This window comes from Saccharibacillus sp. JS10, assembly GCF_024436065.1.
In the GTDB taxonomy this organism is placed as follows: domain Bacteria; phylum Bacillota; class Bacilli; order Paenibacillales; family Paenibacillaceae; genus Saccharibacillus.
In genome coordinates, this window is the sequence record NZ_JANFNS010000004.1 from 39,754 (window position 1) to 64,377 (window position 24,624).

Consider the following 24,624-nt stretch of genomic DNA (forward strand, 5'->3'; position numbering starts at 1 on the left):
ATTTTATCGCTGAGCAGGGAATCGGGCATGACCGTTGTTGTCTTTGCGTCCCGGGATGCCGTCTTGAAGTAACCAGATGTGGAAAAAGAATTCGAATACGCCAAGTACAAAAGCAATAACGAAGATTTCAAAATACGAAAGATTCCAACCGAGCAACGAAGAAGCACCCCATAGAATGAGATAACTCAAAGCCGCATCGCCGATCGTTGCCGCGATATTGCCAGCTGCCGGAAGTACCATCATATCGCCGAGTACATAAGCGATAGCGCCGAGCAACACCGCGATCAGAAGCGCACTTAGAAAACTTGCGTCGCCAAACCACATCGTTAATCCGACAACGACTGCTGCACTTGCAATCATTTTTACCAAAAGTTTAGTCATGGCTACTCACTCCTCTATGTTGTTAGTTCTAGGTGTAGATCTGATTGGGAAGTTATGTGTAGTTTAACCTTGCAAGGCTAGACGTAAACCCTTTTTATGGAAAAATGCTAAAGAACAGTTTGTACAAAAATGAACTTGTCTAAACAAATTTACAAATTAAAAATATATGATATAATAAAGTAAGTTAATGAAATTAAGTTTATAAACGATTTTAAAATTTGAAAGGACGTGCAAGTTCATGAACAGATTCGAACAAAAAGTAGTCATCATTACCGGTGCAGGATCGGGGCTGGGACAGTCTGCCGCCTTGCAAATCGCAAAAGAAGGAGCCAAGCTGGTCTTGGTCGACTTGAACGAAAAAGGTCTGGAAACCACAAAGCAACAAATCCTCGATGTGATTCCTTCTGCGGAACTGCTGCTCATTACAGCGAATGTAGCCAAAGAAGAAGAGGTTCAAAATTACGTGAATCAAACGGTCGAAAAATTCGGCAAAATCGATGCCTTTTTCAATAATGCCGGAATCGAAGGGAAACAAGACTTGACCGAAGAATTCGGAAGCGACGAGTTCCATAAAGTCGTGAGCATCAACTTGGATGGTGCGTTCTACGGTCTGAAATATGTATTAAAAGTGATGAAAAACCAAGGATACGGTTCAGTCGTCAATACGGCTTCTGTCGGCGGTATTCGCGGGATCGGTAGCCAATCCGGTTATGCGGCAAGTAAACACGGCGTGGTCGGCTTGACGAAAAACTCCGGCATTGAGTACGGACAATACGGCATCAGTGTCAAAGCCATCGCACCGGGAGCGATCATGACGCCAATGGTTGAAGGTTCGCTTCGCCAAATCGGCGGCGATGATTGGGAGAAAGCCGGTGAAGAATTTATTCAACCGAACCCGATGAAACGTTACGGCAAACCGGAAGAAGTCGCTTACCTCGTAGCTTTCTTGCTTTCCAACCAAGCCGATTACATCAACGCCGTAGTCATCCCAATCGACGGCGGCCAATCCAACAAATATTAAGAATGTTAAAAGCGGAAGAGACTTGTTCTCTTTCGCTTTTTTTTATGTGTGGAATTTCTATTCGCTCTCAGAGAGAAGGGACTGGAGAGCGGGCTCAGGGAAAAATTCGTTCAATCCGCTGTTTCACTTGGGTCATGGATGATACATACGGTGTTGTTTTCCAAGTTCAAAGGCGGATTTCACTGAATTTTTCCCTGAGCCCCTCGCTTACGCGAGGAATAGATTTTCCACCAAAAAGCGAAAGAAAAATCTCTTTCGCTTTTTGAGTGCGGGCGGGCGAAAAGATTGCGCTTCGCTTTTCTTTTATTTTTTTGATCTTTATCTTTTCTCTACCCTCTCCTCCAATGTAATGCCGAGGAAAAATCAGCGAAGGGTTAGTTCTGTAAAGGAAGCCTTTGAAACCGGAAAATCCTTTATAAAATCCAATTCAAATTTCCGGTTGAAACAGCGCCCGTACAGAACTCACCCGCAGCGCCTCCAACGCTCCCTGATCCCGTCTCCCGATCAACTCCTTTTTCCGAACATTATATTATCCTCCTCTATATTTTGTTCGTCATTTATTTGACTTTAAAAAATGAGGCTGGTACACTATGAGTGCTGCGTTAAAGCAGCATAAGGAGCGTTTTTCGTCTTTTTACGTCTGAAAGGTCTAGGCAGAAAAGATGTTGAAATCGTCTCCGCTCGTCCGTTAGCACGCTTCTCTGTGGGCACTTTTCACTGACGAAATTCCTGCCGGGATAGAGGACGGACGACCAATACAAAGGTGCAAAGGCACCCACGGAGGAATGAAAAATGTCGACAGTAGTAGTAGTGGGAACGCAGTGGGGAGACGAAGGAAAAGGTAAAATCACAGACTTTTTGGCAGAAGGCGCCGATGTAGTCGCTCGTTATCAAGGTGGTAACAATGCAGGGCACACCATTTTGATCGAAGAAAAAAAGTACAAATTGACGATGATTCCATCGGGTATTTTTTATACAGATAAAGCCTGCGTAATCGGCAACGGGATGGTCATCAACCCAAAAGCGCTGATCGAGGAAATCAACTATATTCACGATAACGACTTCACGACGAAAAACTTGTCGATTAGCGATCGTGCTCATATCATCATGCCGTACCATATGGTACTGGACGCGCTTGAAGAAGAACGCAAAGGTCCGAACAAGATCGGCACAACAGGCAAAGGGATTGGCCCTTGCTACATGGACAAAGCTGCTCGTATCGGGATTCGTATGGCGGATCTGATGGATGCGGAAGAATTCGAATTGAAGCTGCGCCATCTGGTGAAAGAAAAGAACCATATCATCGAGCAAGTCTATGGCGGCGGCAAAGTCGACGTGGAAGAAATTCTTAAAGACTACTTGGGATATGCTGAAATTTTGCGTCCTTACGTACGCGATACTTCGGTCGTGCTGAACGACTATATCGATCAAGACAAAAAAGTACTGTTCGAAGGCGCTCAAGGCGTCATGCTGGATATCGACCAAGGTACGTATCCTTTCGTGACTTCGTCCAACCCTTCGGCGGGCGGCGTATGTATCGGTTCGGGCGTAGGTCCAGCGCGCATCAACCAAGTGATCGGCGTGGCAAAAGCTTATACGACGCGTGTAGGCGACGGTCCTTTCCCTACCGAATTGCATGATTCAATCGGCGATACGATCCGCGAAACGGGTCATGAATACGGCACCGTAACAGGTCGTCCACGCCGCGTAGGTTGGTTTGATACGGTAGTGGTGCGTCACGCAAGACGTGTCAGCGGAATCACAGGTCTGTCTTTGAACTCGCTCGACGTGTTGACCGGTCTGGATACCGTTAAAATCTGCACAGGCTACAAATTCCGCGGCGAGATCATTTCGCATTATCCGGCAAGCCTTAAGCAGTTGGCGGAATGCGAAGCGGTCTACGAAGAAATGCCGGGTTGGAGCGAAGATATTACAGGCGCGAAAACGTTGGAAGATCTTCCGGAAACCACGCGTAACTACGTGAACCGTGTCAGCGAACTGACAGGAATCCCGATTGCGATCTTCTCGGTAGGTCGGAACCGTGAACAAACAAATCCAGTTCTGCCCATTTACGTGTAAGCAAAAAATAAAAGATTGACCCAAAAACCCGCGCTGGACGCGGGTTTTTTGTTGTTTGCAAGTTTGTTTGTAAAGTTGAAAAAGTGAAGCGTGCTATGGTACAGTAGACAAGTGTTTTTAAAAGGTTAAAATTTTGACACTATTTGCGGATCCGTTTCTACATACACAGCGTCTATAGGTAAGTTTGCTAGTCAAAGGAGAAGATCATGAAGAGTTTGAACGATAAAGATCAAGGCGCAAAAGGGATTTCCGAACAATCGGAAATGCAGCAAGCAAATAAGATTGTCGTCGTAGGCAAACATAAAGCGAAGTTTCGCCGTATAACAGCGGGAATCGTCGGTGGAGTCGTCCTTGCAGGCGGGCTGACATTCGGCGGATTTCAATATGTACAAAACCATACGTATACATACTATAACGTGTATTCCGGAGATAAAGTCGTCGGTACAATCGCCGATCCAGCGGAGCTTGATACGTTAATCGCGAACAAGCAAAAGCAGTTTTCCGCTCAGTATCCAGATGCAGACATGAAATTGTACACCGATAATATCCGTACCGAAAAAGCCGAAGGCTACAAAGTTGTACCCAATACGCAAGCGACGTTAGATCAATTGGACACCGCGATTCGAGCTTACGCGACTGGCGTAGAATTGGTCGTCAATGGCGAAGTGATCGGAATCGTCAAAGACCAAGCGACAGCCAAAAAGCTGATTCAGCGTGCCAAAAATTCATATATCGAGACAGGAACGCAGTCGGATAGCCAAGCGACGACGAAGCTAGCTTCTACAAAAAATACGGATGCTTCCGAGAAATCGACATCCAAACTCAACTCGATCAAAGTCACCGACAAGATCGACTATACGCCTACCCAAGTCTCGCCGACCCGGATTTTGAGCGAAAAAGAAGCGTACAAACTTTTAACGATCGGCGAAAAAGATCTTGTTACCTATACCGTAGCCGAAGGCGATAGCGTCAGCTCGATCGCAGAAAAATTTGGGATTACCCAAGATGAACTGTATGCGAATAATACGGATATCAAAGAATTCACTTTGCAAATCGGCGAAGTATTGCGTATTACGCTCCCTGATCCGGCGATCAACGTCACAACGGTACAATCCGTATCCGAATTGATTCCGACCGCACCGGAAATGGTCATTCGTCATAATTCCGAGCTTGCTGCGGGCAAACGAATCGTCGCTTCCCAAGGCAAAAGCGGCGCCAAGCGCGTCGATTACCGGATGACCAAGAAAAACGGCGAAATCGTGCGTGAAGAATGGATCGGGCAAGAAGTCGTCCGACGTTCGGCTCCGATCATTATCGTCAAAGGAACCAAAGTCATCGTTGAAGAAAAACCAGTCGTCGAAGAACCGAAAGAAAAAGTATCGACATCTTCCGAAGAAAGCGAGAAATCGACAGCTTCTAATTCTTCTTCCGAAAAGTCATCGGATTCCTCGTCATCTTCGGAATCTCAATCTTCGTCTAACGACGATAATCAAGAAGCGGTCACTTCCAGCGGTAGCGGATTTAGCTGGCCGGTAAGCGGCGCTTCGATTTCGAGCACATTCGGCACACGTTGGGGCAAACTCCATGCCGGCGTCGATCTGACAGGGTCTTCGACTATTATGGCTTCTGCGCCGGGAACCGTTACGTTCGCTGGACAAATGAACGGGTACGGCAATATCGTCGTGATTAGCCACGGAGACGGATACGAGACGCGGTACGGTCATTTGAGCAGTATCGGCGTAAGTTCCGGTCAGTCGGTATCACGCGGTCAATCGATTGGTGTGATGGGCAATACCGGCCGCTCGACAGGCACGCATCTTCATTTTGAAATTCGGGTTGGCGGTTCTCCGCAAAATCCGTTGTCGTACTTACCTTAATGCAAAAAGTAGAGATTCACGCGTCGTCGGAGCCTTTTCCGTCGGCGCTTTTTCTTGTCGCCTATGGTAAAATAACGAAGAGTGTGAAGCAGGGGGGCTGAGAAAAATGCAGGGTAAAATCCTGGTTGTAGACGATGAACAGCCGATTGCCGATATATTGAAATTCAACCTTGAAAAAGAAGGCTACCAAGTTACTTGCGCGTTTGATGGGATTACGGCGGTGGAACTTGCTTTAAGCGAATCGCCGGATTTGATTTTGCTGGATCTGATGTTGCCGGGCAAAGACGGAATGGACGTCTGCCGCGAAGTGCGCGCCAAACTTCCGGTGCCGATCATTATGCTCACCGCAAAAGACGGCGAGATCGATAAAGTCTTGGGATTAGAGCTTGGCGCAGACGATTACGTCACCAAGCCTTTTAGCACACGCGAATTGCTCGCGCGGGTAAAAGCGCAGATGCGCAGACACCAACCGGGTGCGCCGCTCTATGCGGGCGTAGGAGGTTCGGGCGCGGCAGAAGCACCGCAGCGCCAAGGGCTGACCGTCGATGCGCTGTTTATCGATACGGATATGTATATGGTATACAAAAACGGCGAGCCGCTAGACCTGACCCATCGCGAATACGAGTTGGTTTATTATATGGCGAAAAATTCAGGCAAAGTCATGACGCGCGAGCATTTGCTTCAAGCCGTCTGGGGATTTGAATATTTTGGCGACGTTCGTACGGTGGATGTGACGATTCGAAGACTGCGCGAAAAGATCGAAGACGATCCGAGCAAGCCGGAATATATTTTGACGCGGCGCGGGCTGGGTTATATGATGCGCTCCAACAAACCGGGAGGATTTTGACGAATGCTGCGCAAAGCGTCGTTTTTCCGTTCGGTACAAGCTAAGCTGATTATCGTATATATGCTCATGATTTTAATCGCGATGCAGCTGATCGGCGTCTACTTCGTCAGTGCGATGAAAACGTCGCTCACCAATAATTTTACCAATGATCTCAAAGAACAAGCCGAACTACTCTCGGTACTGGCGGGTCAAAACTGGTCAGGCAGCGGCGAAGCGGCGGAAGATCAAGAAGCCAGTCTGCGCACGTTAGTCGATAATTTTTCCAGTATGAGCAACGGAGAAATCCAAGTGCTTGATGTGAGCGGGCGCGTATTGATTACGTCGCTCTCTACTCATGCCGACCTAGTAAATAGCAAAAACACGCAGACCGTCGTCAGCCGGGCGCTACAAGGTATCGACGACAACGAAGAGTATATTATCGACGAAGACAATGTACGCAAAAAAGTCGTCGCCAAGCCTGTATTTAGCGGAGGCAAGATCGTCGGTGCGATCTATATCGTGGCTTCGATGCAAAATTTGTACGATACGATGCAGCGGATCAACGGGATTTTTATCTCCGGCGTATTGATCGCACTCGGCTTAACCGCGATTCTCGGCGTGATTTTAGCGCATACCGTCACGCAGCCGATCAAAGAAATGACGAAGCGCGCCACTGCCGTCGCCGAAGGGCGGTTTCATGTGCGAATGCCGGTCTTCGGAAGCGACGAGATCGGGCAACTCGGCGAAGCATTCAACCATATGACGAGCCGATTACAAGGCGTATTGTCTTTGAATGAAGAAGAAAAAGAAAAACTCGCTTCGATCTTGACCAATATGAGCGACGGCGTAATTGCCGCGGACGAATCCGGTTCGGTTATCTTGGTTAACCGCGTCGCAAGCGCGATGCTTGGTATGCGAGAAGACGAGATTATCGGATACAGCATTTCGAAGCTGCTCGACTTACCGGAAGAAGATGAAGAATTGCCGTCTGCCGGTCTACGTAGCATCATTCTGGGAGGCAGCGGAGGAACGCCGGATTCGCCGGGCATTTCGGAAGGGCTTGGCGATGTGACGATCCGAGCGACGCTTAGCCCGATCCATCGCCGGGAAGGCGGTACGGAAGTCGGGATTAGCGGTACGATTGCCGTCTTGCAAGATATTACCGAGCAAGAACGTCTTGATACCTTGCGGCGAGAATTCGTCGCGAACGTCTCGCATGAACTGCGTACCCCGCTGACGACGATCAAAAGTTATACCGAAGCGCTGGAAGACGGCGCATTAGACGACCGCGCAGTTGCGGGACGATTCGTCGGCGTGATCCAAAACGAGACGGAGCGTATGATTCGTCTTGTCACCGATCTGTTGCAGCTGTCTCGGATGGATTCCAGAGAAACAGCGATTCGGCGCAAAAAAGCGGATTTATTCGAATTGGTCGAAGAAGTCGCGGAACGCTTCACATTCCGTCTTCGCGATCAAGGAATCGACCTTTCGCTTAAAGCTTCGCCGCATCTAGGCACTGTCCATGTCGACCGCGATCAGATCGATCAGGTCCTCGACAATGTCGTGTCCAATGCGATGAAATATACCAAAGAAGGCGGCGAAGTGACGCTTGACGCGTACCGATTGGAAGACGGGCTTCGATACGCGATCGTCGTCTCGGATACCGGAATCGGGATTCCCAAAGAAGAATTGGGACGGATCTTCGAACGGTTCTACCGCGTCGACAAAGCACGTTCGCGCGGCATGGGCGGCACCGGTCTAGGTCTTGCGATCGCGAAAGAAATCGTAGAAGCGCATGGCGGAGAGATCGCAATCGAATCCGAATTGGGTCAAGGAACGCGGGTTACATTCACGCTTCCGGCTTATATCGAAGGAGGCGGATGACCGATGAAAGAGCAGCTCAAAACGATAGCGCTCACGCTTCTTGTCGTAGTCAGCTTGGTACAAAGTTATGTACTGATCTACCGCCTTCCGGGTACGGGTTCGGTCGTTGTCTCCTCGGCAGGTTATGTTCGAACCGACGAGATGGGCAAGCAGCTTAATATCGAAGATACGCTGTATCCGGATCGGATGATCGTGCATATGGGCGAAGACAAACATACGATTTTTTACCCCGATTCTTCATTCTATAAATTGATTTATGCCCGGATTCAAGCACGGGATTTTGCGGCGTTCCAATTGCAAAGCGTCTCTAATGAAGATTGGGAAAAAATCGCGACGAATAACTCGGGGATCGAGTTGTCTTTTGGCAGCGGGCTTCCGGTCTCGTTGTTACAAAAAACGATGCGGTTGTCCGTCGATCAGACGTTTGAGACGGCGAATGTCGACCGGGTCTGGATTTATACGGCAAAAGGCGAAGAAAAACCGCGCGCGTTCTTTTTTAGCTCCAACAACCAAGATGTGTATGAAGCGAAGCAGCTGGATTTAACCGTACAAGACGTGCTTCAACATGTCGCGTTTGGTGAAAAGTGGACGCCGTACACGCCGTTGAATAACCACACGTTATATGTGCCGTCTAAACCTATTGTATTGGCAGAATCGATGCTTCAGACGAAGGCTTTTACAAGCGATCAAATGCAGCGCAATCTGTTTGCCGATCCAGCGGTCACACGGAATATTCATGAACAAGACGGCTCGGAAATCTATACGGATAGCAAACGAAGTCTTCAGATTCAAGATGAAGGACGCTGGATGACGTATACCGATCCGGCTGCGATTCCTTCGATTCGAGCAGACGCTACCGAAAGCGTATTGTCGGCTGTCGATTTCGTGAATCAGCATGGCGGTTGGAACGGAACGTACCGAGTTGAACTGAATAGCAAACGCGCCGATCATTCCGATACCGATCTGAATGTCCGTTTTCAGCAATATTACGGATCGCTTCCGATCTTCGGCAGCGGCACGGTGCGATATGGCTATATGGATCTGATTTTGCAGCAAGGAACGGTATCGTTCTACGAACGCTCGCTGCTCGAAACGCCTCAAAGCGGTGAAAAAGGGCAACCGTATACGCTATCCGGAGGCGAAGACCTGATCCAGCGGATTGCCAAAGTCGAAGAAGTGCATAACTCGAAAGTGATCGACTTGTATCCGGCTTACACGCCGCGCATGAATGAAGAGCTACTGCGGTTGGTTCCCGGTTGGGTCGTTGTATTGTCCAATGGAACGACCGTGACATTCAACTAAGAAGCGAAGTGGTCGAGGAAAAGGGGGAAGCGGAATTTGGATTGGGGAAGAGCCAAAAACGTGTTGATCTACGCATTTTTACTGCTGAACCTTGTGCTCGGCTACCAGCTTTGGAACGATTATCGGGAGCAGCAAGGCGCGAGTCTGGGAATCGATTCGCTGAGTGAAAGTACGCAGCGGGCGATGGAAGAAAAAAATATCCAAGTGCTCACTTCGGTTCCGGCGGAAACGCCAAGTCTGCCGAAAATCTCGTATCGTTATACCGAAAAAGTACCCAGTAAGCCGATCGAGCTGGAAGTTCCAGCCGATAGCAAACTGATTTTTGCTCCAAGCGATCTTAAGTCAGCGTTGCAAAACGAAATTCCGAATATCGGCGATTACAGCTATGACGCGTTCGCGGGAAGTAACGAAGACGATTTGTTTACGCTGCATCCGCTGTTTGACCAACAATGGCCGTTATTCAACGCGAAGCTGGATCTTTTTTATACCGATCAAAAAATCACGTCTTACCTCGGCGCTCCGGTCGATATTCAAGACGCCGGAGGCGAAACGCAAGTGTTGCCCGCGCAAAAAGCACTGGGAACGCTCGTCGAAAATTATTTGCCCGAAGGATCTGTAGTCAAAGAAATTACGCTCGGCTTTTACGGTCAGACTTTCGATTCGGAGACACAGGTGGCTGCGCCGGTCTGGCGATTTACGGTGGAAAATGACGATCTTTCCGCGTACAGCGTGTATTATGTACAAGGAGGAAACGGAGACGTCATTAGCCCTTCAAGCAGCGAAAGAAAAGGAGATCAATAATGAGTATGGGAATGCGTTTTACCGTATTGTCCAGCGGATCGACAGGCAACGCCACTGTGATCGAACACGGCGATACGTCGCTGCTGGTCGACGCGGGGCTAAGCGCCAAACGATTGGATGAATTGTTTCGCGAACGCGAAGTCTCGCCGGAACAACTCAAAGGGATTTTGATTACGCACGAGCATTCGGATCATATCAAAGGGCTCGGAGCGCTGGCGCGTAAATACAATCTTCCGGTCTATGCGAATGCGAATACATGGGACGCGATGCAAAAGCATGTCGGTAAAATCGATCCCGAGCAGCGCCATATTATCGAGACCGGCGCGCCGATCGATTTCGGTTCATTGCGCGCTCAATCTTTTGGGATCTCGCACGATGCGGCGGAGCCGGTCGGATATACGTTTGACGATGGTATACACAAGCTGAGTTTGGCGACCGACCTCGGTTATATGAGCGACAAAGTCAAAGAAGCGATCTACGATTCGGACGTGCTGGTCTTAGAGTCGAATCACGATATCGAGATGCTGCGTATGGGACGTTACCCGTGGAATATTAAACGGCGCATCTTAAGCGATCTCGGTCACTTATCGAACAATGCGGCAGGCGAAGCGCTGAGCGATCTGCTCAACGGACGACTGAAACGGACGTATCTGGCGCATCTTAGCCGCGATCATAATATGATGGATATTGCAAAAATGACTGTGCGTTGCTCGATGGAAGATTGCGGGATCTTTTTTAAAGACAGTGAGTTCGAATTGCGCGATACCCATTGGAATATGCCCACGCCGTGGGACGAAGTCGGCAGCAAATCTGGAGAATAACGATCTTACCAACGGGTCTAGGTAAGATCGAACGATCTTACCAACGTTTTTGGGGTAAGATCGACCGGTCTTGTTCTGAAGAAAAGGCGTCGGGATCAGAAGAATGCGTTTAATGGATAAAAGATGTAAATTTCAGCAGAATATCGTCAGGTAATCGTCGTTAGATGGGAAAGGATGAGCGCAGATGGGGTTGTTTGACGACGAATATTATAGCGGTAGCGGGAAAAAAAGAGGATTCAGCGAACGCCGAACGTATCGCGGGCGTAAAAGTTCCGGCGGTGCAGGGGTAGCGGCTTTTAGCGCGATTCTCGCTTCGTTACTTACCGCGCTGCTACTTTGCGGCTTATTCGCAGGGTTCGTATTGCCGAGATTGAATACGACTGCGCTGTCCGCAGGAAACAGCCCTTACGACCGGATCGTGCAAGCGGCAGCCGTGGTGCGTCCATCGGTCGTCAGTATTGTCACTCACCGTAAAGCCGGAGATGTTTCTCCTGAAAACGCGGCACTCGGTTCCGGCGTCGTTTTTCAAAAACAAGGCGGCAAAGCGTATATCATTACCAATCATCATGTGATCGCGGACGCCCAAGAGCTGCAAGCGGTACTGATCGACGGAAGCACGCTGACAGCGAAGCTGGTCGGCTCCGATATGATTACCGATATTGCGGTACTTGAAGTCAGCAGTGCGAAGATCGGCGTAGTCGCGAAGATTGGCAATTCAGATCGCTTGGATCTGGGTCAGGGCGTTATTGCGCTCGGCAATCCGCTCGGGCTCGGCGATACGCTGACGTCAGGCATCGTGAGTTATCCGAAGCGCATTATGCCGGTGTCGCTCAACGAAGACGGCGTCTACGATTGGGAGCAGCAAGTGATCCAGACCGATGCGGCGATCAACGAAGGCAACAGCGGGGGAGCGCTGGTCGATCTGAACGGTCAATTGATCGGGATCAATACAATGAAAATCTCCAGCACCGGCGTCGAAGGGATTGGCTTCGCTATTCCGATCAATCAAGTGATGGTTACGGTTAACGAACTGCTGCAAAACGGCAAAATCGCCAGACCTTATCTCGGCGTCTACTCACTCGACCTGGATAATCCGTATGCCCCGATGGAAGAAGACCAACTGAAAGATTTGAAGTTGCCGAGCAGTGTCAAAAAAGGCGTTGTCGTCTTGGAATCGCTCGGTCCCGCCAAAGAAGCCGGCATTAAGCTGAACGACGTCATCGTCGGTTTTGACCGCCAATCGATCCATACGACGCTCGAATTGCGCAAATATTTGTACGGTTACAAAAAGATTGGTGATACGATGAAGATCAGCTACTACCGAGACGGTAAAAAGCAAAGTGCGACGGTCACGCTCGGCGAGCGCCCGGAAGCTCCGCAATAAAGTTCAAAATATGTAAAAGCATAAAAAGTCGGGAGTGTCTGTTCATGTATTGTGTATGTAAGCAACATATCGAAAACGCGTTGGAGCAATTTTTGGAAGAGTATGGGGAAGCACCGGATCTAGTGAATCTGACCGAGACGGAATTTTCGGATTGGGACCCGCCGGTTCAATGCGCGCATTGTGATCAACCCGCTATTGTACTGGTCGTCTAATTAGGCAGATCAGCATAGCTTCATCTTACAACTAATTTTACGACTGACGGAGAAGCCGCCTGTACGATCGATTCGGCATTGCCGGAACGCATACAGGCGGCTTTTTGCCTGACGGCCGCGAAAGGGAGCTTGAACAGACTAATGATCTTCCTTTTTAGTTACGGGCTGACTGCCCTTGTATTGCTTGGCTTCTTGATCGCTTATCGGCGTGACAAACGGCGGATTCGCGTCGGCATGCTGCTGACATTCGGATTGCTGCTGCTCGCTTTTTCGCTGATGATTAGTTTGCTTCGCGTCGCGGACGACAATTCTACCGTTCGTTATGTGACCGCGCTCGGTGCCATTAGCGTTGTTGTGTTGATTCCGCTGCTTGTTATTGGAACAGGCGCAGGGCTGATCTACAACGCGCGTATTTTGCTCAGAAAAGAAGGGTTAAAGCCGAAAAACCTGCTGACGTTAGGGCTTGGGCTGCTGATTTTTGTTTACTTGGGTGTGCTGGTCTTTTCTCCTTTATGGACAGGCTATGAACAACTTGCGTTTCCGATTGCGATTGTCGCGACGATCACGGCTTATTTAGGCTTTGTGTTTTTGTGTTATCTGGTTTCGTCGATTCTGTATAATCTTGTGCGTCCGCGCGTGCCGCGCGATTATATCGTTGTGCTTGGTGCAGGCATTAACGGCACCAAAGTAACGCCGCTGCTTGCTGGACGGCTGAATCGCGGGATTTCTTTTTCCAAAAAACAAGTCGGTCTGGGTCATGCTGCGCCTACGTTCGTCGTGTCGGGAGGCAAAGGGTCGGACGAGCAAATCTCGGAAGCTGCGGCGATGCGGAATTATTTGCTGGAGCAGGGGATTCCGGACGAGCAGATTAAGATGGAAGATAAATCGATCAATACGCTGCAAAATATGCGATTTTCGAAAAAGATCATGGATGAAGCCAGCGGCGAAGGAACGTATACGTGCGTATTCGCGACGAATAATTTTCATTTATTCCGAGCCGGTGTGTATGCGCGCCAAGCGGGGTTGAATGGAGACGGAATCGGTTCGAAAACCGCTTTTTACTATTTGCCGAATGCGTTTATCCGTGAATATATCGCGATTTTGACGTTGTACCGGAAATGGCATCTGTTTTTTATCACGATGATTATCTTGATGTATGCCGCGGCGGCAGGGTTGTTCTGGTGGGTTGAACGTGCTGTCGAAGGCTAAAAAAACCGAATAGGTCGATTGTTGGCGCGAAAAAGAGTACACTAGAGAGATCAAGAATGCGGAGTGGAGTGAAGACAATCATGGCAGAAGAAGAAGTAGTCTTAACACAAGAAGGGTTCGACAAGCTTCAAGCGGAGCTGGACGATCTTAAATATGTAAAACGCAAAGAGCTGGCGGCACGGATCAAGCTTGCGATCAGCTACGGCGATTTGAAAGAAAACAGCGAGTATCATTCGGCGAAAGACGATCAGGCGTTTATGGAAACGCGGATTATCATTTTGGAGAAAATGCTCAATAATGCTCGGATCGCGGACGCTGGAACCAGCGATTCGAGTTCGATCCACGTCGGCGCTAACGTGTTGCTGAAAGATATCGAGTTCGGCGATACGCTGGAGTATCAAGTCGTGGGACCTGCGGAAGCGGATGTAGCCAACGGCAAGATCTCGTACGAAAGCCCGCTTGGCAAAGCACTGATGGGCAAAGAAGTCGGCGACAAGATCAGCGTGGAAGCGCCAATGGGCAAAATCGAATATGAGTTGTTGGAGATTAAAGGGCTGTAAAGGTTGTAGATTAGAATGGAAAAGACGGATTTTCGCGTAGGTTGCGAAGATGCCGTCTTTTTTGTTTGCTTGATTGAGCTGGGCGGTAGAGCGGTGGCTGTCGTATAATGGAGACATCTTAATTACACTTAGAGCGGAATTCAGGAGGAACTATGTTTATTCAAATTATCGGAGTCGGAAAATTGAAAGAAAAGTATCTGGTGCAAGGCATCGCCGAGTACAGCAAGCGGCTCACGCCGTACCTCAAGCTTCAAATCGTCGAAGTCCCCGACGAGAAAGCCCCGGATAGCTTGAGCGATGCGGAAGTGAAGATCGTGAAAGACAAAGAAGGCGAGCGCATTCTATCGCATATTAAGCCGGACGCCCACGTCATCGCGCTCGCGCTAGACGGCAAGATGTGGAGCTCGGAAGATCTGGCTTCCGAGCTGGACAAGCTCGCGACCTACGGGAGCAGCCACGTCGTGTTCGTGATCGGCGGGAGCCACGGGATCGGCGACGATGTGCTGAAGCGTGCGCAGCAGAAGCTGTGCTTCGGGAAGATGACGTTGCCGCATCAGCTAATGCGGCTGGTGTTGGTGGAGCAGGTGTATCGGGCGGTGAAGATTAACAGAAACGAACCGTATCACAAGTAAAAAAGCCTTTCGTCGTATATTTGATTGTATCATACCCATCACCCATACATTTGTGGCTATAACATCCCGAAAACAATGATAAAATAATAAAAAAACTGCGTTCGGATTGGAGAGGGGATGAGATGGTTTTTACAGAAGGGGTTCTTTTAAAAGAGATGATGGACGGCGCCTCCATGGAAGTCGGTACCTTTTTGCATATAGCCATAGGACTGACGGAGTCGGTGCATCATGCTCATAAGCAGAATGAACGATATGGAAATTTGAATCCGGCGAATATTCGAATTCTGTCCAATCGGGAAATCGTGATTCTCACAGATCCGCAACTGAAGGATTACACTTATATGTCTCCCGAACAAACGGGCAGAATAAATGATATCCCAGATGGACGCAGCGATTTATATTCCCTGGGTATGCTCTATTATGAAATGCTGTCAGGTCGTCTGCCGTTTCATGCGCAAAGTGCGGAAGAATGGATACATGCGCACCTTGCTGTTATACCGAAGCCGCTGCGCGAATGGCGTTCAGATCTGAGCGACTCGCTTGAGGCTGTTATTATGAAGCTGTTGTCGAAGGATCCAGAGGCGCGCTATCAGAGTGCTTATGGTTTATTAAGTGATTTGAAGCGGTGCGCTTTATTGCTGGAAGAAAAGGGAGAAGTGACCTCTTTCGAGATTGCCCGTGCAGACGAGGCCAGCCGGTTTCGGCTTCCTCAGATTCTTTTTGGGCGTGAAAGGGAAACAGCAGCTTTAAAAGATGCTTTCGCACAAGCTAAAACGGATGCATCCTCGTTTGTTTTCGTCAGCGGAAGTGCAGGCAGTGGCAAGACGGTACTCGTCCGAGCGCTTCAGATGGAAGTTAGAAGAGATGGAGGTCGGTTCATTAGTGGCAAATGTGACATGATGAATCGCGATATTCCGTTCTCTTCTTTGCTGGAAGCTTTGCGAAGCCTAATTCGACAAATATGGAGCGAATCCCCGGATCAAATAGCGAAATTGAAGAAGGAATTAACAAAAGCTTTAGGCCAGGGAGCAGCCGTTATTGTACAACTTTTACCGGAAGCTGCTGAGCTATTCGATGTCATTCCAGCGATAGAACCGTTGCAGCCTGCAGAGGCTGCGATTCGCTTTAATCGGTTAGTGCCGATATTCATTAAGGTTTTTGTGGATGAGCAGCATCCCTTACTCATATTTCTGGATGATCTGCAATGGGCCGATCCTGCTACAATAGATGTTCTTCGTACCGTCGTACACGATCAGACGCGGCCTGGCTTACTAGTAATCAGCGCGTTTCGGGATGAATTCGCTCAGGGCGGGAACAAAAACGAAGGAAATAAAGCGGATGCGGCAGCATGGATGTCGGAGTCGCTTGCCTTGCACAATGAATCAAAATTATCTGTCCATCATATCCGTCTTGATGCGCTGTCCTATATCGAAGTGAGGCAATTCGTATCCGATGTTCTGGATGAGAACTCAGCCCGTATTCGCGCCCTCGCGGAGGTCTTATACCACCGAACAGGCGGCAACCCCCTCTACTTGAATCGGCTGCTAGATAAGCTATATCGGGAGAATAAGATTTATTATGATGAGGTAGAAGCGTCATGGGCGTGGAATCTATCTGTCATTATGGAAATCCCTGAGGATCCTGACATTGTCCATTTGATTGAGGCTCGTATTCGTATGCTATCTTCTGCCAAAATCGAGCTATTAGCGATCGGTGCGGCTCTCGGACATCGTTTCTGTTCATTAACGATCTCATTAGTAAGCGGATACCCGCTGCTACAAGTACGCGGACTTCTGCATACTATAGAGGAAGAGGGGCTAATCTGTCGAGAAGATGATAGTGATACATCAGACGATGGGGAACGTTATCGATTTTTGCATGACCGGATTCAACAGGCAGCTTACATGACTATGTCTGAGTCAAACAAAACGAGCTTGCATCTGACCATTGGCCGCGTGATACGCGATGATTTATCCAATGAAGGTGGATTTACGATTTTTGATCGGGTACACCACTTGAATTTGGGTAGTGAGAAGATAGAGGATGACGCAGAGAAAAAAGAGCTTGCTGAATTCAATTATGAGGCGGGATTAAAATCTAAGGCATCAACCGCGTTTACGTCTGCCCTGCACTTCTATGAGATTGCTTTACGTCTATCTGATGGCGATTGGAAGAATACAGCTTCCTTTGATTACAGGATCATGCTGGAGATCGCCGAATGTGAATATATGTGTGGTCATACAGATCGTGCAGAGGAACTACTGGCGAACTTGATGTCTTGTACAACGAACATGGTTGAACGTTCTCGTATTTATTTGATCCGTATTGCCATGTATTCGTATTTGAAGAAAGATGAAACAGCTGTCCAGATTGGGCAGCAGGCTTTGGCAGAATTGGGCTGGAAGTTCCCAAGCAAGCCTTCCAAAGCATTAGTGATCAAGGAAATCCTGCTCACCCAGAGCGCATTGTTCAATAAGGCTAACGATATTCCTCATTTGCCGATTAATCATGATTCACACTATAAAGCATTGTCAGATCTGGTCATGGCGATTTCGCTTCCTGCCTATGTACTAAGTATTGAGCAATCCGCTGTGTTATTCTCAAGATTCGTACGATATGGTCTAAAGCATGGAAGCAATGAGGCGTTTTCTTTTATGCTTGCCAGCTACGGGATGGTTATTTATAGAATATCAGGCTTCCGCACGGGGACTCAATATGTAGCTCAGGCATCTCGCCTAGCCTCTTCCTTTGATAGCGCAGACCTGCAAAGCCGATTGTACTATCTGAAAGGTCTTGTCGAAATTATCAACCCGGATGAAGGAATCAAGAAGTTTGAGCAATCGATCCAAGCTGGGATGGAATCGGCTAATCTAACCTATGTCGGAATTGCAATGATGACGACGATCACCAACTTCACCGAGAATTCGTATGCATTAGCTGCACGGATACAAGAATATGAAAAGACTTCACAGCAGCTTGTAGACGGCGTCACAATGAACATTTTCCAAAGAGCAAAATGGTATATCTCACAAATGCAAGATGAGGCTGGACATAACGATGACTGTATTACGCCATTATTGCATGAAACATACAAAGATTTTGTGAATAATGAAGTCTATTATGCATGCACTTGTAACTTGGAAATTGCGTATCTCTTCGGTCGGTACCGTGAAGCTCTTGAATGGGCACATAAAGGGGAAAAGAATACATTCCTCCAGACACGGCCGCATATTCGTAAACAAAAGATGTACCATTCCTTGACGCTTGCTGCTATGTACTCGGAAGTGTCACCCCGTGAGCAGAACAAGATACGGATGAAGCTGCGTAAGCACCTGCGCGCCATGAAGCGATGGTCTGGATATAGCGGCAAAGATTCGTCTACTTATTTACTGTTATCCGCTGAACGTTATCGGATAGAGGGCAACAGAGTCGATGCTGCACGATTATACGAAAGGGCTATACGAGCAGCTCGCCATGCAGGAGAAGGGTTGATGGAGGCGATCTCTTGTGAGCGGGCCGCTGTATTCTATCGGCAGATGGAGAGCGTTAACGGTGCCGAAGCGCTCATCGCGGACGCTTGTGACGCTTATTTAAGATGGGGGGCTACGTTCAAGGTCGCGCAATTGAGAGCAAGCCATCCGGGATTACGTATAGCTGCGAGTGAGGAAGTGGGTGAAGACAAGCCATCCACAGAGCAGTCTGGTGCAATCGACATCCGGTCTGAAGCTGGATCTTGGCGTACTGCGGATAATGGGCAATTTAAGCAGCCAGAATGGATGGATGCACTAGACAATTGTCGTACGATGGATCAATTTCTGATGCTTGCCATCCGCTATTCCGGAGCGGAAAGAGGGTGTATGGTAGGTAGCGGAGGAGAGATTTACGCCATTGAAAAGAAAGGCTCGTTGAACGATCATAGGGGAGCTTCGTACGGCGAGTCGATTGTCAGATATGTACTGAAAACAGGAGAATCGGTCATACTCGCGGATGCGTTGAAAAGCTCTTATTCCGCTGATCCTGCGATTAGCGGCAGCCAGTCCCAATCCATACTGTGTATGCCTGTTCTTTTCTCAAGCAAACGAATGCCGTTCGCGCTCTACTTGGAGAACAGTCTTATAGCTGGAGTGTTCACTTCGCATACGCGAACCATGCTGGAGCAAATGACTGCCCGAATGATGTATGTGACATCGTTGGATGAAGCACGCGTCCAGAGTGATTCACCCATCGTCTCGTCAGCTCTTTTGTCATCCACTTCTGAGGAAGCTTCACGGCTGGTAGTCGAATCACTCACGAATCGTGAAAGAGAGATCTTGTACGCGCTGACAGACGGATTGTCGAACAAGGAGATTGCTTATCGATTCGGATTAACCGAAGGAACTGTCAAAAGTTATATTCATAATGTATACGGCAAGCTGGGAGTGAAACGAAGAAGTCAGGCGATTGCCCGTGCCAAGGAATTGGAACTCATTAATTAGGCTATTTTCTACAATATTTTCGAAACACTAACTTTGGTTAGTGTTTTTTTTATGGCTTGGGTTCTATACTGAGGACCGAATTCAATAGGGGTATGGAGGAGAGAACGACATGAGTACAAGATTTCGAGTAGGTAGGAAGGTAACGGCGCTCTTACTGATCATGATGATGGTAATCGGCAGTATGCCGGGATTGTTTACAACAGGAGGAGGTAAGGTTTTTGCGGCTGATTTTAGCGGCGGTGATGGATCGGTAGAGCATCCTTATCTGATTACTTCACCGGAAGAACTAAACGTTATTCGCGATTATCCGGACAAGCATTATAAACTGGCAAATGATATTGACTTGACAGCGTTTCTTGAAGAGGGCAAAGGTCTTGACGGTGGTACGTCATGGCAGCCGATCGATAATTTCTCAGGGTCATTGGACGGTGCCGGGCATATCATTACAGGATTGAATATAGACCTTCCTTTTAATTCTCTTGTTGGACTTTTTGGTTCCATAACGGCTACTGGTTCTGTTACGGCAATTGGTCTGGAAAATGTCCGTATAAAAGCGTACGAGATGGTTGGCGGTATAGCAGGAAATTTAGAGGGAGAGATCTCTAACAGTTATACAACGGGTACCGTATCAGGATGGAGTCTTGTAGGAGGGTTGGCTGGAGCTGCTCTTCACGATTATTCATCGATTAAAAACAGCTATTCGATGGCTACCACTTCGGGGAATAATATGGTGGGTGGAATAGCCGGATTTAAGCATCCAACAGTTACGATCGAAAATACGTATGCTACAGGAAACGTAGCAGCAACTCGGCAGCAAGGCGCAATAGTAGGTGATGGTGGATCTAACCTCGTTATAAATAGCTACTACGACCAAATCACGACAGGAGTTAGTAGTGGCGCAGGAAACGGAAAAAGTACAGAAGAAATGAAGCTCCAAGCTACATTTGCAGGTTGGGATTTCGATCAGATTTGGTTTGTTCCCCCTCATCAATATCCTCAATTAAGAATATTTGCGAATGCTCAACCTGTGGCTTCCCCAGATCCTGCAGACGGATCTGTCGCGGTAGGTTCAGAAGTGACGCTTACGGGTGAGAGAGCGGATACTGAAATTCATTACACGACAAACGGCGAGACGCCGACGAGAGCTAGTGCATTATACGATTCAGGCACGCCAATCGTAATCAACGACGATGTCACGATCAAAGCGATGGCGGTGTATCCGGGGAAATTAGATAGCCCGATTATGAGCAAGAGCTATAAGATTGTAAGAGCAGCAGCTCCTTCAACCGCAACGTTGGAGAAAGGGTCACAGTATGGAACGAAGCTGAATAATGTGACGAGCCTGATGGAATATAAGGTCAATGATGGAGCGTTTCAACGTATTACAGGTACAAATGCAGATAATATTCCCGTACAACCGGGCGATAAAATCTATGTTAGATTCCTTGCCGACGATGAGCACCCAGCGTCTTATGAGCAAGAGTTACTGGTAGCTGAGGAACATATCGGCTTAAAAACAGAGGCTACGCTGACCTCGGCAATCGGAACCGTAAGTCAACTCGGAACAGCTAATGAATCCATAACCGATGTTCCATACAGTACGAGTTTGGCAGATCTGAGGGGAGCGATCACGCCAGCGGCGAATGCAACGTTTCAGATTTACAAATCGGATGGAACCACGCTAGCCACTGAAGTGGTGACGGGCATAAAAGTCATTGTTACGGCTGAAGATGGAGTGACGCAGACTACGTATACCGTGACGATGAGCGCTGCAACGGCCATTAAGACGGCCGCGATCAGCGGGTTGGCTGTGCCAGTCATGGGCGAAAAGCCAGTCAGACAGATAAATGCAAATGAATATACCGCATCCGTCGTTTGGTCTCCAGAGGTGGCTTCCCGGTATGCTCAGGGAGAGACTTACACGGCTACCCTGACGATTACACCCAAGAGAGGGTATGGGTTAACGGGGGTGCCTGCGAATTTCTTCACGGTAGCAGGTGCGACGGTTGTCACCAATTCAGCCGATTCCGGTGTAGTGACGGTAACATTCCCGGCAACAAAGCTCCTATTTTCCGGCGGCTCGGGAACAGTAGCAGATCCTTATCTGGTTGGAACGGCATCTGAACTGAATAAGATTAGAGATTTCTTGGATTCGAGCTTTAAGTTAACAGCGGATATCGATTTGAGCGGCTATGCAGAAGGAGCAGGCTGGGTGCCAATCGGTTCCGATTGGGACAATGCGTTTGAAGGAAACTTCGATGGCAATGGGTATACGATCAAGAATTTAACGATAAATACAACAAGTTCTGATTTTACAGGGTTATTCGGCTATATGGAGAGCATCGCGACGATTAATAATGTCATTCTGGAAAATATCGATGTAGTCAGCAGTAGAGGCTATGTAGGCGGACTGGTCGGAGCGAGCGATGGAAACATCGCAAACAGCGGGGTCGTTACAGGGCGTGTAAGCGGGGGGGACGGCTCGTATACAGGCGGGTTGGTTGGTGATAACTTCTCTGCAATTAGCGATAGCTTCTATAAGGGAAATGTGAGTGGAACAGCGGACGTTGCAGGCGGGTTGGTCGGCTTTAACGAAGGTGGTACGATTAGAAATAGCTTTGCTATCGGAAGCATTAGCGGTCTGTACACAGGTGGGCTTGTAGGATCGAATAATGGACTACTATCTTATAGCTACTTCCATGGAAGCGTAGATGGGAAAAATGTTGCAGCGGGATTAGTTGGAGCAAACGTTTTTCGTGTCGATAACAGTTATGCAACGAGTACCCTAACAGGAGAAGGAAGTTTAAGCGGCTTAGTTGGGATGTATGGCGGTTCGGTAAAAAATAGCTTTTACGAAAGTGAAACAACCGTACAACCGAGTGTAGGGACGGCACTAACGACAGCGGAGATGAAGACGCAAGCCAGTTATACAGATTGGGATTTCGGTCAGATCTGGACAATAGATTCCGCGGTTAATAATGGATATCCTTACTTGCGGAGTTCGGAGCTTCAAGTTACCTATAACGGAAACGGTAAAACGGGTGGAGAATTGCCGATTGCCCAAACCTCTCATGTTCGAGGAGATACGGTTAGCGTTAGTGGAAACACAGGCAATTTGGTCAGAAAAGGTTACACCTTTGCGGGATGGAATACCTTAGCGGATGGATCCGGCAAAAATTATTCGGAGGCAGATCGTTTTACGATTACGGCGAGTAAGACATTATTTGCGAAATGGGTCAGCGCCAAAGCGACGTTAACCTCTACAATTGGAACCGTAAGCACAGGCGGAACGGCCAATGAAACGCTGACGAACATTCCTTACGGAACAACGTTAGCCGCATTGAAGGCCGCTATCACTCCAGCAGCAGATGCGACATTTGAGGTATATGCGGCGAATGGGACTGATCTTGCGACTGCATTATTGACAGGCAGCAAGGTCGTTGTGACAGCGAAGGATGGAAAAACGAAAACGACCTATACGGTAACCGTACTAGCAGCACCGATCACACCAACACCTACCGTTCCGTCGCCGACACCGTCAACACCAGCTATCGTGCCGATTCCAACACCATCAACGCCAGCTAAAGTATCGTCAACAGACGGCAGCCTAACGCTTCCAGTTGGATCACTTGGCGAGGTTAGTCTGGAAGATCAGTTGAAGATTACTGTTCCTGTAGGCTCGGTCAATCAGGAACTGAAATTAACGATTTCAAAATGGCTGGATACGGAAAAGGTTCTCATTCATAAAGAGGTGCTTGCAAGCCCGGTATATGAGGTGTTGAAAAATATTTCGGGTAATTTCATCAAGCCGGTAACGTTAACCTTTACCTTTAATGCGAGTCAAGTGAAGAGCGGTCAAGGAGTGGCAATCTTCTATTTCGATGAAAAAAACAAAAAATGGGTAGAAGTGAAAGGCAGTCAGACAAGCGGAAATTCAATTAGAGCGGAGGTTGATCACTTTACGAAGTTTGCGGTGCTTGTTGTAGACCAGGCGACAGGGCTTCCTGTGTCGGAGGAAGGGGCGGTAACCCCTGCCGAACCTGAAATTAGCTTTAGCGATATTGCTGGGCATTGGGCTGAAGCAAACATCAAGCAAGCAGTTCAAGATGGAATCGTAAACGGCTATAATGACGGAACGTTTAAACCGGGTAAAACGATAACCCGTGCCGAGTTTGCAGTCATGCTGATGAATGCCTTGCAGGTTCAGGAAGCAGGCGCGGAGCTGACCTTCACAGACCAAGCAGACATTGGGCGTTGGGCACGGTCTGCGGTAGCACAAGCTGTGCAAGAGGGTATTATTAGCGGCTATAACGATGGTACCTTCCGGGCGAATGCAAATATTACGCGCGCAGAGACGGCAAAGATGATTGCTCATGCTTTAGGTTCATCCACCGAAGCGAATACAACAACAGGCTTTGCGGATGATCAAGACATTCCAGCTTGGGCGAAAGCTAGCGTTGCTTACGCGAAGCAAGCAGGGCTTGTGCAAGGAAAAGGAAATAATGAATTCGCCCCTCAAGATCTTACGACAAGAGCAGAGGCTGTAACGCTTCTGTTGAACTTGTTGGCGAATAACATAAAGTAAACATAATCAAACGTAACTGAAAATATAACGACTTATTTACTTTAGTGAAATAGATTTGAAAAACACTATCCTAACCAATTAGGATAGTGTTTTTGGTTTTAAGACAATATAGATATTTCATTTCAGGCAAAAACTCCAATGAAAAAGGCAAAGACTGTCGTACTCAATCCCCTATACTTAGTTTATACACCTCTAAGCCAAAGGAGCAATCCCATTGTTAATTTCAGTAACACGTTTAAAAGTCAAAGGTCTATGGGCGCTCCCTTTTTTCATTTACCATATCATCCGATCAACCAAGCAGATGAATACGACTTCCGGGCTCCTCCATTCCGATCTTACGCGAGACGGTTGGCGAGTAGGCTGGACGATGTCGGTATGGGAGAACAAAGAGCGCATGTTGGAATACCGCAATCATGGCAATCATCTCCAAGCGATGAAGATCGCGCGCCGGATCGGAGATGAATCCGAAGCTGTTCGCTGGGATGCGGATCAGATTCCGACTTGGCAAGAAGCGAAAAGCCGTTTGCATCAAAAGTATGGCAGAAAGCCAGACTACAACAAGTCGTGAATGGTTT

General features: G+C 48.2%; 17 protein-coding genes. 16 read left to right on the forward strand and 1 reads right to left on the reverse strand.

Translation table 11 applies throughout. The annotated features are described in order from the left end of the window. Positions 1 to 3 precede the first annotated feature (3 nt). Positions 4 to 381 (reverse strand): DUF2512 family protein, encoded by a 378-nt coding sequence (locus NOM90_RS13065; protein ID WP_255942506.1) that lies wholly within the window; start codon positions 379 to 381, stop codon positions 4 to 6. Positions 382 to 619: 238 nt separating this feature from the next. On the opposite strand from NOM90_RS13065, the gene NOM90_RS13070 reads away from it, so the two are divergent. From NOM90_RS13070 to NOM90_RS13145, 16 genes are all read left to right on the forward strand, one after another. After that, on the forward strand, positions 620 to 1,402 hold the full coding sequence (locus tag NOM90_RS13070; protein ID WP_255942508.1) for an SDR family oxidoreductase: 783 nt from the start codon (positions 620 to 622) through the stop codon (positions 1,400 to 1,402). A gap of 792 nt (positions 1,403 to 2,194) precedes the next feature. Then, positions 2,195 to 3,481 carry an adenylosuccinate synthase gene (locus tag NOM90_RS13075; protein WP_255942510.1) on the forward strand — a complete coding sequence of 429 codons (1,287 nt, stop codon included), beginning with the start codon at positions 2,195 to 2,197 and terminating at the stop codon, positions 3,479 to 3,481. A 206-nt stretch (positions 3,482 to 3,687) separates the two neighbouring features. Continuing rightward, entirely contained in the window at positions 3,688 to 5,358 is a 1,671-nt protein-coding gene (locus NOM90_RS13080; protein WP_255942512.1) for a M23 family metallopeptidase, read from the forward strand. 106 nt (positions 5,359 to 5,464) lie between these two features. Then, positions 5,465 to 6,205 (forward strand): response regulator YycF, encoded by a 741-nt coding sequence (gene yycF, locus NOM90_RS13085; RefSeq protein WP_255942513.1) that lies wholly within the window; start codon positions 5,465 to 5,467, stop codon positions 6,203 to 6,205. 3 nt (positions 6,206 to 6,208) lie between these two features. Further along, positions 6,209 to 8,068, forward strand: a complete 1,860-nt coding sequence (walK, locus tag NOM90_RS13090) for a cell wall metabolism sensor histidine kinase WalK (protein ID WP_370866609.1) — start codon at positions 6,209 to 6,211, stop codon at positions 8,066 to 8,068. A 3-nt stretch (positions 8,069 to 8,071) separates the two neighbouring features. Beyond that, positions 8,072 to 9,370, forward strand: a complete 1,299-nt coding sequence (locus NOM90_RS13095; protein WP_255942514.1) for a YycH family regulatory protein — start codon at positions 8,072 to 8,074, stop codon at positions 9,368 to 9,370. A gap of 36 nt (positions 9,371 to 9,406) precedes the next feature. After that, the gene (gene yycI, locus NOM90_RS13100) at positions 9,407 to 10,171 is read left to right on the forward strand and encodes a two-component system regulatory protein YycI (protein WP_255942515.1); all 765 of its coding nucleotides are present in this window, start codon (positions 9,407 to 9,409) and stop codon (positions 10,169 to 10,171) included. Positions 10,172 to 10,176: 5 nt separating this feature from the next. Continuing rightward, positions 10,177 to 10,992, forward strand: a complete 816-nt coding sequence (locus NOM90_RS13105; RefSeq protein ID WP_255943023.1) for an MBL fold metallo-hydrolase — start codon at positions 10,177 to 10,179, stop codon at positions 10,990 to 10,992. Between the two features lie 184 nt (positions 10,993 to 11,176). Then, positions 11,177 to 12,376 carry a S1C family serine protease gene (locus NOM90_RS13110; protein ID WP_255942516.1) on the forward strand — a complete coding sequence of 400 codons (1,200 nt, stop codon included), beginning with the start codon at positions 11,177 to 11,179 and terminating at the stop codon, positions 12,374 to 12,376. 44 nt (positions 12,377 to 12,420) lie between these two features. Then, positions 12,421 to 12,588 (forward strand): CxxH/CxxC protein, encoded by a 168-nt coding sequence (locus NOM90_RS13115; RefSeq protein WP_255942517.1) that lies wholly within the window; start codon positions 12,421 to 12,423, stop codon positions 12,586 to 12,588. Between the two features lie 141 nt (positions 12,589 to 12,729). Beyond that, a complete protein-coding gene (locus NOM90_RS13120) occupies positions 12,730 to 13,797 on the forward strand; it encodes a YdcF family protein (RefSeq protein WP_255942518.1) in 1,068 nt (355 codons plus the stop codon). Positions 13,798 to 13,877: 80 nt separating this feature from the next. Beyond that, positions 13,878 to 14,357 carry a transcription elongation factor GreA gene (gene greA, locus NOM90_RS13125; RefSeq protein ID WP_255942519.1) on the forward strand — a complete coding sequence of 160 codons (480 nt, stop codon included), beginning with the start codon at positions 13,878 to 13,880 and terminating at the stop codon, positions 14,355 to 14,357. Between the two features lie 152 nt (positions 14,358 to 14,509). Continuing rightward, positions 14,510 to 14,989 carry a 23S rRNA (pseudouridine(1915)-N(3))-methyltransferase RlmH gene (gene rlmH, locus NOM90_RS13130; RefSeq protein ID WP_255942520.1) on the forward strand — a complete coding sequence of 160 codons (480 nt, stop codon included), beginning with the start codon at positions 14,510 to 14,512 and terminating at the stop codon, positions 14,987 to 14,989. Positions 14,990 to 15,111: 122 nt separating this feature from the next. Continuing rightward, positions 15,112 to 19,464 carry a BREX system ATP-binding domain-containing protein gene (locus NOM90_RS13135; protein WP_255942521.1) on the forward strand — a complete coding sequence of 1,451 codons (4,353 nt, stop codon included), beginning with the start codon at positions 15,112 to 15,114 and terminating at the stop codon, positions 19,462 to 19,464. A gap of 109 nt (positions 19,465 to 19,573) precedes the next feature. Next, positions 19,574 to 24,049, forward strand: a complete 4,476-nt coding sequence (locus NOM90_RS13140; RefSeq protein WP_255942522.1) for an S-layer homology domain-containing protein — start codon at positions 19,574 to 19,576, stop codon at positions 24,047 to 24,049. Positions 24,050 to 24,263: 214 nt separating this feature from the next. Further along, positions 24,264 to 24,617: a DUF3291 domain-containing protein gene (locus tag NOM90_RS13145; protein ID WP_255942523.1), complete on the forward strand. Its 354-nt coding sequence runs from the start codon at positions 24,264 to 24,266 to the stop codon at positions 24,615 to 24,617. Positions 24,618 to 24,624 lie beyond the last annotated feature (7 nt).

Excerpts from the sequence above, each read along its gene's own strand:
- NOM90_RS13140 (WP_255942522.1), top strand. The coding sequence starts at position 19,574 with ATGAGTACAAGATTTCGAGTAGGTAGGAAGGTAACGGCGCTCTTACTG.
- rlmH (WP_255942520.1), top strand. The coding sequence starts at position 14,510 with ATGTTTATTCAAATTATCGGAGTCGGAAAATTGAAAGAAAAGTATCTG.
- yycF (WP_255942513.1), top strand. The coding sequence starts at position 5,465 with ATGCAGGGTAAAATCCTGGTTGTAGACGATGAACAGCCGATTGCCGAT.
- walK (WP_370866609.1), top strand. The coding sequence starts at position 6,209 with ATGCTGCGCAAAGCGTCGTTTTTCCGTTCGGTACAAGCTAAGCTGATT.
- NOM90_RS13120 (WP_255942518.1), top strand. The coding sequence starts at position 12,730 with ATGATCTTCCTTTTTAGTTACGGGCTGACTGCCCTTGTATTGCTTGGC.
- NOM90_RS13065 (WP_255942506.1), bottom strand. The coding sequence starts at position 381 with ATGACTAAACTTTTGGTAAAAATGATTGCAAGTGCAGCAGTCGTTGTC.
- NOM90_RS13080 (WP_255942512.1), top strand. The coding sequence starts at position 3,688 with ATGAAGAGTTTGAACGATAAAGATCAAGGCGCAAAAGGGATTTCCGAA.
- NOM90_RS13075 (WP_255942510.1), top strand. The coding sequence starts at position 2,195 with ATGTCGACAGTAGTAGTAGTGGGAACGCAGTGGGGAGACGAAGGAAAA.
- NOM90_RS13105 (WP_255943023.1), top strand. The coding sequence starts at position 10,177 with ATGGGAATGCGTTTTACCGTATTGTCCAGCGGATCGACAGGCAACGCC.
- NOM90_RS13135 (WP_255942521.1), top strand. The coding sequence starts at position 15,112 with ATGGTTTTTACAGAAGGGGTTCTTTTAAAAGAGATGATGGACGGCGCC.
- NOM90_RS13115 (WP_255942517.1), top strand. The coding sequence starts at position 12,421 with ATGTATTGTGTATGTAAGCAACATATCGAAAACGCGTTGGAGCAATTT.
- NOM90_RS13110 (WP_255942516.1), top strand. The coding sequence starts at position 11,177 with ATGGGGTTGTTTGACGACGAATATTATAGCGGTAGCGGGAAAAAAAGA.
- greA (WP_255942519.1), top strand. The coding sequence starts at position 13,878 with ATGGCAGAAGAAGAAGTAGTCTTAACACAAGAAGGGTTCGACAAGCTT.
- NOM90_RS13070 (WP_255942508.1), top strand. The coding sequence starts at position 620 with ATGAACAGATTCGAACAAAAAGTAGTCATCATTACCGGTGCAGGATCG.
- NOM90_RS13095 (WP_255942514.1), top strand. The coding sequence starts at position 8,072 with ATGAAAGAGCAGCTCAAAACGATAGCGCTCACGCTTCTTGTCGTAGTC.